The 8,277-nt window shown below is 33.9% G+C and carries 8 protein-coding genes; all 8 read left to right on the top strand.

Annotation, left to right across the window (positions count from 1 at the left end; translation table 11 throughout):
* On the top strand, positions 1-1,304 hold a 1,304-nt coding region (locus DIU01_RS13310; RefSeq protein ID WP_290835222.1), incomplete at its 5' end, for a sigma-54 dependent transcriptional regulator.
* Positions 1,305-1,322: 18 nt separating this feature from the next.
* Positions 1,323-2,372, top strand: a complete 1,050-nt coding sequence (locus DIU01_RS13305; protein WP_290835220.1) for a DUF389 domain-containing protein — start codon at positions 1,323-1,325, stop codon at positions 2,370-2,372.
* Positions 2,373-2,617: 245 nt separating this feature from the next.
* Positions 2,618-2,899 (top strand): hypothetical protein, encoded by a 282-nt coding sequence (locus DIU01_RS13300; RefSeq protein WP_290835218.1) that lies wholly within the window; start codon positions 2,618-2,620, stop codon positions 2,897-2,899.
* 110 nt (positions 2,900-3,009) lie between these two features.
* Complete coding sequence (gene kdpF / locus DIU01_RS13295) at positions 3,010-3,087, top strand: K(+)-transporting ATPase subunit F (RefSeq protein ID WP_290835236.1); 78 nt, start codon at positions 3,010-3,012, stop codon at positions 3,085-3,087.
* Positions 3,088-3,107: 20 nt separating this feature from the next.
* Positions 3,108-4,829: a potassium-transporting ATPase subunit KdpA gene (gene kdpA, locus DIU01_RS13290; protein WP_290835216.1), complete on the top strand. Its 1,722-nt coding sequence runs from the start codon at positions 3,108-3,110 to the stop codon at positions 4,827-4,829.
* 10 nt (positions 4,830-4,839) lie between these two features.
* Positions 4,840-6,873, top strand: coding sequence for a potassium-transporting ATPase subunit KdpB (gene kdpB, locus DIU01_RS13285; RefSeq protein WP_290835214.1), 2,034 nt, complete (start codon positions 4,840-4,842; stop codon positions 6,871-6,873).
* A 48-nt stretch (positions 6,874-6,921) separates the two neighbouring features.
* A complete protein-coding gene (locus DIU01_RS13280; RefSeq protein ID WP_290835212.1) occupies positions 6,922-7,482 on the top strand; it encodes a K(+)-transporting ATPase subunit C in 561 nt (186 codons plus the stop codon).
* Between the two features lie 60 nt (positions 7,483-7,542).
* A partial coding sequence (locus DIU01_RS13275) for a porin (RefSeq protein WP_290835211.1) occupies positions 7,543-8,277 on the top strand: 735 nt, incomplete at its 3' end.

The raw sequence follows: 8,277 nt of genomic DNA, 5'->3' as shown, positions 1-8,277 counted from the left end.
AAAAACTTCGTGGACTTCTTGCAAGAATAGTAAAATCGGAAGGTTTTGATGTTATCGAAGCAGGCGATTTAAAATCGGGTTTTAAGAAATTAGAATCAAATGATATTGACGTAATTTTATGTGATGTAAAACTTCCGGACGGAAATGGCGTTGATTTTCTTGAAAAAATTAAGGCGAGTTTTCCTCTGGTTGAAGTAATTCTTTTAACCGCTTTCGGAAAAATTGCCGATGGTGTTCAAGCTATGAAAAACGGTGCTTTCGATTATATTGTAAAAGGCGATGATAACGATAAAATCATTCCGCTATTATACAAAGCATTAGAAAAATCGGAACTTCAAAAGAAGGTTCAAAAATTAGAAAAACGTATTTCAGATAAATATTCTTTTGATACCATAATTGGAAAATCAAAAGCGTTAGAACAAGTAATTGACTTAGCCAAAAAAGTAGCCAAAACCGATTCGACTGTTTTATTAACTGGAGAAACCGGAACTGGAAAAGAAGTTTTTGCGCAAGCGATTCATGAAAATAGTACTCGTGTTGGAAAATCATTTGTAGCTTTAAATTGCAGTACATTTAGCAAAGAAATTCTAGAGAGCGAATTATTCGGACACAAACAAGGTGCTTTTACCGGAGCTTTAAAAGATAAAAAAGGTTTTATTGAAGAAGCCAATGGTGGCACTTTATTTTTGGATGAAATAGGAGAGATGCCCATCGATTTGCAAGCTAAATTATTACGTGTTTTAGAAACCAACGAATACATTCCGGTTGGAGAAACTACTTCCAAAAAATCAAATTTTAGATTAATTGCAGCAACCAACAGAGATTTAAAAACCGAAAGTGAAAATCATACTTTTCGTTCGGATTTGTATTTTCGATTGAATATTTTCGAAATTATAATTCCGCCATTGCGCGAACGTGTAAAAGATATTTCGCCTTTAACCAGTTATTTTGTCAAACAATTTTCTGATAAAACCAATAAAAAAGAATTAGAAATTGCACCAGATTTTCTTCAAAAATTAGAAGTTTATCATTGGCCAGGAAATGTTCGGGAACTTAAAAATATCATAGAACGTTCGGTTATTTTAGCAGATGCTATTTTAACGCAAGATGTTTTACCTTATGAAATTCAGCACCAGCAAGACAATTCCAATAAAACAATGTCGGCCTTTTCAATGCAAAGTATTGAGAAATTACACATTCAAAAAGTGTTGAATTACACCAAAGGAAACAAAGCAGAAACCGCAAGATTATTAGAAATTGGTATTGCAACATTGTACCGAAAAATTGATGAATTTGGATTATAATTTTTAAGAAAATAAGCTATGACAAGCAATTTAGCGGTAATTAAAAGATATCTCAAAACTGTTTTAAACCTAAAAACCGATCAAGAAGCGGAGCAGATTACTTATGACGAAATAAAATCGGGTGTCGTTTTTAAAGGTACTAACTTTTGGATTATGGCATTTGCGATTTTCATTGCTTGCATTGGATTGAACATCAATTCTAAAGCTGCTGTAATTGGTGCCATGATTATTTCTCCTTTAATGGGACCAATTTTTGGTATCGGATTTTCACTTGGAACTTCCAACACCACTTTGTTGAAATTGAGTTTGAGAAATGTTTTCAGAATTGTTATAATTTCAATTTTGTGTTCCACATTATATTATTTGCTTTCGCCATATCATATCGCCACCGACGAATTATTGTCGTTTTCAAAACCCACAATTTTTGATATTTTCTTAGCTTTTATTGGTGGAATGGCCGGAATGATTGCCATATCACGCCATGATGGAAATCGAGTTTTAGTAGGAATTGCTGTCGCAACCGCTTGTATTCCGCCGCTTTGTACTGCTGGTTTCGGAATCGCAACATTGCAATGGGAATATATTTTAGGCGGATTGTATACCTATTTTATAAATGCGCTTTTCATTTGCTTAGGTTGTTATATGATTACTCGTTATTTAAAATTTGCGAGATTTTCGGAAAGCAATATCAAACACATTAACAGCTATTTTGGAGTCTTGGCTTTTATTACAATTATTCCGGCACTTTATTTAGCTTATAATCTTTGGATGGTAAATGTATATAACGACAAAATAAAATATTTTGTTACCAATGAAATTGAAAAAACACACCATGTAATTCACACAGCTATTGATGTTGAAAATAAAATACTTACAATAGATGTTGTTGTAGACGAGTATGAAGAAGATCTAACAAAATCTATCGAAAATAAACTTGTTAAGCACGATTTAAAGGATACTAAAGTAAAAGTGTTTCAAACCATAAAAGCGATAAACAACAGCTCAGAAATTCAAGTGTTACAAAAACAACTTGATGAACTTAAAGCCCAACTCGAAAAATTAAAATAAAAACTTCTTATTTTGATAAAAGCCTATCATTTTGATAGGTTTTTTTATGCCTAATTTTTGGTATGCTAGTCATAAAATTAACTATCACAGCACCTTACATAATTTTTAATTTATTGGAACAACTTTTGGCATTAGGTGAATGAACATAAAAATTCATTCACAATGAAATCGCCATTTCTCAACTTGATATTTGATTTGGTTAATGGCGATACCATGTTCCATTAAAAATCAAATAATAAATACACATGAAAAATCAAGTTACTACCATTTACAAACAAGCCGAACGCTTTGCTGAGATTACAAAATCAGCCATCATTTCTGGTAACATTGTAAGAGCCAAAAAATGCTTGGCAATTGCCGAACAATTATTTGCCACAGGAAGTTACGAAACCAAAAACGCTATTGCTAACGTTTACGTTTTCTCGGTTTCTACTTTCATGGAATTGCGCCATTGCAGTATTTCCAATCTCTTTCCTCAATCGCTTAAAGCAGAATATCTTAAGCAAATCAATGCCTCTGGAGTTTAATTTAACCTAATTTTTTTTATATGATTATCACTATTCTGTTACTCGCATTAGCTGTTTTGCTGTTTGCGATTTGTTTTAAAACTGTCGAATTCTTCGAAAAAATCTAAATCATGATTGTACTATTTATCGTCGCATTACTCGTTTTTGGGTATTTGGTTTATGTATTAATTAAACCTGAAAAATTTTAACTCCATTAAATTATTTTTTTATGAATACAGAACTATTAGGCGTCATCAGTATTTTTATCATCACCATTATTTTAGCCATTCCAATCGGAAAGTATATTGCTAAAGTTTTTACTGGCGATAAGACGTTACTTGACCCAATTTTCAATCCAATTGAAAAATTTATTTTCAAAATCAGCGGAATCAATTCTACTGAAGAAATGAACTGGAAGCAACACTTAAAAGCACTTTTAAGTATAAATATGGTTTGGTTCTTTCTTTGCTTTTTTATTTTATTATTTCAAGGATCACTATTTTTAAATCCAGACAATAACCCAAACATGACGCCAGATTTGGCATTTAATACCGCCATTTCTTTCCTTGTAAATTGTAATTTACAACATTATTCGGGCGAAAGCGGTGTATCCTATTTATCGCAAATGTTTTTGATGTTTTTGCAATTTGTTTCTGCTGCGGTAGGAATTGCAGCTGCAGCGATGGTTTTTACTGCCATGAAAGAAAGAACTAGTGATAGATTAGGAAATTTTTATAATTTTTTCATTAAAAGTTGTACTCGTATTTTATTACCACTTGCTGCTGTTGTTGCTGTAGCGTTATTATTTAGCGGAACACCAATGACATTCGAAGGAAAAGATGCAATTACTACTTTACAAGGTGATCAAGTTGAAGTTTCTCGTGGACCAGCCGCTGCATTTATCGCTATCAAGCATATAGGAACCAATGGTGGAGGATTTTTTGGAGCAAACTCGGCACATCCGTTAGAAAATCCTAGTTATTTTTCTTGTGCTGTTGAACTTTGGGCACAATTAATTATCCCATTTGCGATGATTTTTGCATTAGGATTTTTCCTGAAAAAACGCAAATTTTCCTATGTTGTTTTTGGAGTAATGACTGTGGGATTTCTACTTTTAGTGATTCCTACAGTAATTAGTGAAATCAATGGAAATCCCGCTATCGAAAAAATGGGAATTACCCAAGCAACTGGAGCTATGGAAGGTAAGGAAGTTCGATTTGGATCAGCAATGTCAGGTTTTTGGAGTATTGCGACTACTGTAATTTCCACAGGTTCTGTAAATAGTATGCACGATAGTTCGATGCCTGTTTCAGGATCGATGCAACTTTTGTCGATGATGATTAATGCTTTTTATGGCGGTTGTGGCGTTGGATGGCTCAATTTCTATATTTTTATTATTCTTGCCGTATTTATATCTGGTTTAATGGTAGGAAGAACACCAGAATTTTTAGGAAAGAAAATAGAAGCTCGTGAAGTAAAAATTGCAGCATTTATTGCCATACTTCATCCATTTTTGATATTATCTGGAACGGCATTATCTTCCTATTTTGCTGCCAACGATACCGCAATGGGTTATTGGTTTAACGGTAATGCAACTGGCTGGTTAAATAATCCTGGTTTTCACGGATTTTCAGAAATGTTATACGAATATACTTCAAGTGCAGCCAATAATGGTTCAGGTTTTGAAGGTTTAGCTGACAACAATCCGTTTTGGAACATCACTACAGGAATTGTTTTATTGTTGAGTAGATTTTTACCAATTATCGGACCTTTAGCAATAGCAGGATTACTTGCCAACAAGAAATACATTCCAGAAAGTGCAGGAACTTTAAAAACAGATACCACTATTTTTGGTATAATGGTTTTTGCAGTAATCGCGATTATCGCTGCATTGTCTTTCTTCCCAGCTTTGGCTTTAGGACCATTAGCAGAATATTTTTCATTAAAATAAATTTATAAAAATGACTAACAATAAATCCACATCATTGTTTGAGAGTAAGCAAGTAAAAGATGCGCTAGTGCAATCTTTTGTAAAGCTTAATCCAAGAATTATGTTTAAAAATCCGGTAATGTTTACCGTTGAAATTGGAACAGCAATCATGTTTGTTGTGTGTATTTCCATATTATTTGGCGCACAAGGCGAAGGTAGTTTTGGATACAATTTCTTGGTTTTTCTTATCCTATTAGTAACGCTTTTGTTTGCCAATTTTGCCGAAGCAATTGCAGAAGCCAGAGGAAAAGCACAAGCCGATAGTTTAAGAAAAACTAGAGAAGAAACTCCAGCACGACAAGTTTTACCAAATGGAGAAATTAAAAATATCAGTTCTTCTGAATTAAAGAAAGGTGCTATTTTTGTATGCGAAGCAGGCGATTTAATTGCAACCGATGGCGAAATCATTGAAGGATTGGCCACAATTGATGAAAGTGCCATTACTGGAGAAAGTGCTCCTGTAATTCGAGAAGCTGGAGGCGATAAATCGTCAGTAACTGGTGGAACAAAAGTTTTATCGGATAAAATTAAAGTTATTGTTACCAACGAACCTGGCGAAAGTTTTCTTGATAAAATGATTGCCTTGGTTGAAGGTGCAAGTCGTCAAAAAACACCAAACGAAATTGCATTGACAATTCTATTAGCTGCCTTTACTTTAATATTTGTTATCGTTTGTGTTACCTTAAAACCATTTGCAGATTATGCCAATGCACCAATAACTATTGCTGCTTTTATTTCTCTTTTTGTATGTTTGATTCCAACAACTATTGGTGGATTATTATCAGCCATCGGAATTGCAGGAATGGACAGAGCGTTGCGAGCTAATGTAATTACCAAATCGGGAAAAGCGGTGGAAACTGCTGGTGATATTGATGTTTTACTTTTGGATAAAACAGGTACAATTACTATTGGAAACAGAAAAGCAACGAATTTTTATCCTGCAAATGGAGTTTCTCAAGATGATTTTATAAATTCGGCTGTATTGAGTTCTCTTGCCGATGATACTCCTGAAGGTAAAAGTATTGTAGAATTAGCAGGACTAAATGTTTCACAAAAATTATCTATTGAAGGAGCAACTTTAATCAAATTTACTGCCGAAACCAGAACTTCTGGAGTGGTTTTAAAAGATGGAACCAACATCAGAAAAGGTGCTCAAGATGCTGCAAAAAATATATCACTTCAAGCAGGAAATGCCTTTCCAGAAGATACCGCTCAACGAGTTATTGCGATTTCATCTCAAGGAGGAACGCCATTAGTTGTTATTAAAAACAGTCAGGTTCAAGGTGTTATCGAATTGCAAGATATCATTAAAACTGGAATGAAAGAACGTTTTGAACGTTTGCGTAAAATGGGTGTAAAAACGGTAATGGTTACCGGAGATAATCCTTTGACTGCCAAATTTATTGCTGAAGCTGCTGGTGTTGATGATTTTATTGCCGAAGCGAAACCTGAGGATAAAATGAACTACATTAAGAATGAGCAACAAATGGGTAAACTGGTAGCGATGATGGGCGATGGTACCAATGATGCGCCTGCTCTTGCTCAAGCAAATGTTGGTGTTGCTATGAATAGTGGAACTCAAGCGGCAAAAGAAGCAGGAAACATGGTCGATTTGGATAATGATCCCACTAAGTTAATTGAAATTATAGAAATTGGAAAACAGTTATTGATGACTAGAGGAACTTTAACTACGTTCTCGATTGCGAATGACGTAGCGAAGTATTTTGCTATTGTTCCTGCGCTTTTTATTACAGCGATTCCAGCATTACAAGGTTTAAATATTATGCGTTTGCACAGTCCAGAAAGTGCCATTTTATCTGCAGTGATTTTTAATGCAATTATTATTCCGATATTAATTCCATTAGCTTTACGAGGCGTTGATTATAAGCCAATTGGTGCAAGTGCAATCCTAAAAAGAAATTTATTAATTTATGGATTAGGCGGATTGATTATTCCGTTTATAGGAATTAAATTGATTGATATGATAGTTGCATTATTCATATAAATAGTATGTAAATATGAAAGGTTTTGTAAATAATTTTAAAATAAAAAAATGAAAAATATATTCTCAATAGTAAAATTAACAGTTTTATTGGGGGTTTTATTAGCGGTAATTTATCCGTTAGCGATTTACGGAATTGCTCAATTAGCACCAAATAGCGGAAAGGGCGAAACTATTTCTGTAAACGGAAAAGTAGTAGGTTACCAAAAAATTGGTCAGAAATTCGATAAATCGAATTACTTTTGGGGACGACCATCGGCAGTAGATTATAATGCTGCTGGAAGTGCCGGAAGCAATAAAGGACCAAGCAATGCCGATTATTTGGCTGTGGTACAAAAAAGAATTGATACGTTATTATTAGCGCATCCGTATTTAAATAAATCGGATATTCCTGCTGATATGGTTACCGCTTCTGGAAGTGGATTGGATCCAAATATTTCAGTTCAAGGTTCAAAAATACAGGCGAAACGTATTGCTGAAGGTAGAAAAATTTCGGAAGATAAAGTGTTGGAAGTGATTCAGAAAAATACAAAAAAACCACTTTTAGGAATGTTTGGAACAGAAAAAATAAATGTTCTACAATTGAATATTGAATTAGATAAATTAAAATAGTTTTATATAACTCCGTCAGAGTTTTAAACTCTGACGGAGTTGAAATAATAATTAAATAAAATGAAAAAAATAGTATTTACTGCTCTTATAGCATTTGGATTTACAACGGTTAATGCTCAAGAAGTAGCAAAAGAGAAAAGTCCGTTGACGTTTTCGGGATATGTTGAAACGTATTACAGTTATGATTTTGGAAATCCGGATAATCACGTTCGTCCTGGATTTATTTACAGCCACAACAAGCACAACGAGTTGAACCTGAATTTAGGTTTTGCAAAAGTAAATTATGCAAAAGATAACGTACGCGGAAATTTAGCAATTATGGCTGGAACTTATGCCGAATATAATTTGGCTGCAGAGCAAGATTTGCTGAGAAATGTTTTTGAAGCCAACATTGGTGTGAAAATTTCATCGAAACATAATTTGTGGGTTGATGCCGGAATTATGCCTTCGCACATTGGTTTTGAAAGTGCAATTGGTAAAGATTGTCCAACTTTAACCCGAAGTATTTTGGCTGATAATTCTCCTTATTATGAAGCTGGAGCCAAAATTGGATACACTTCTAAATCGGAAAAATGGTATTTGGCAGCGATGTATTTGAACGGTTGGCAACGCATTCAAAAGATTGATGGTAATCAAACGCCAGCTTTTGGAACTCAAATTACTTACAAACCAAGTGGAAAAACGACTTTGAATTGGAGTACTTATGCCGGAAATGAGCAACCCGATTTTGATAGAAAATGGAGGTATTTCAATAATTTTTATGGACAATTTAAATTATCTGATAAGACAAATTTA

This window comes from Flavobacterium sp., from assembly GCF_003525665.1.
GTDB lineage: Bacteria > Bacteroidota > Bacteroidia > Flavobacteriales > Flavobacteriaceae > Flavobacterium.
Note: the sequence above shows the minus strand (reverse complement) of the source record. Positions and strands in the feature narration are given on the sequence as shown.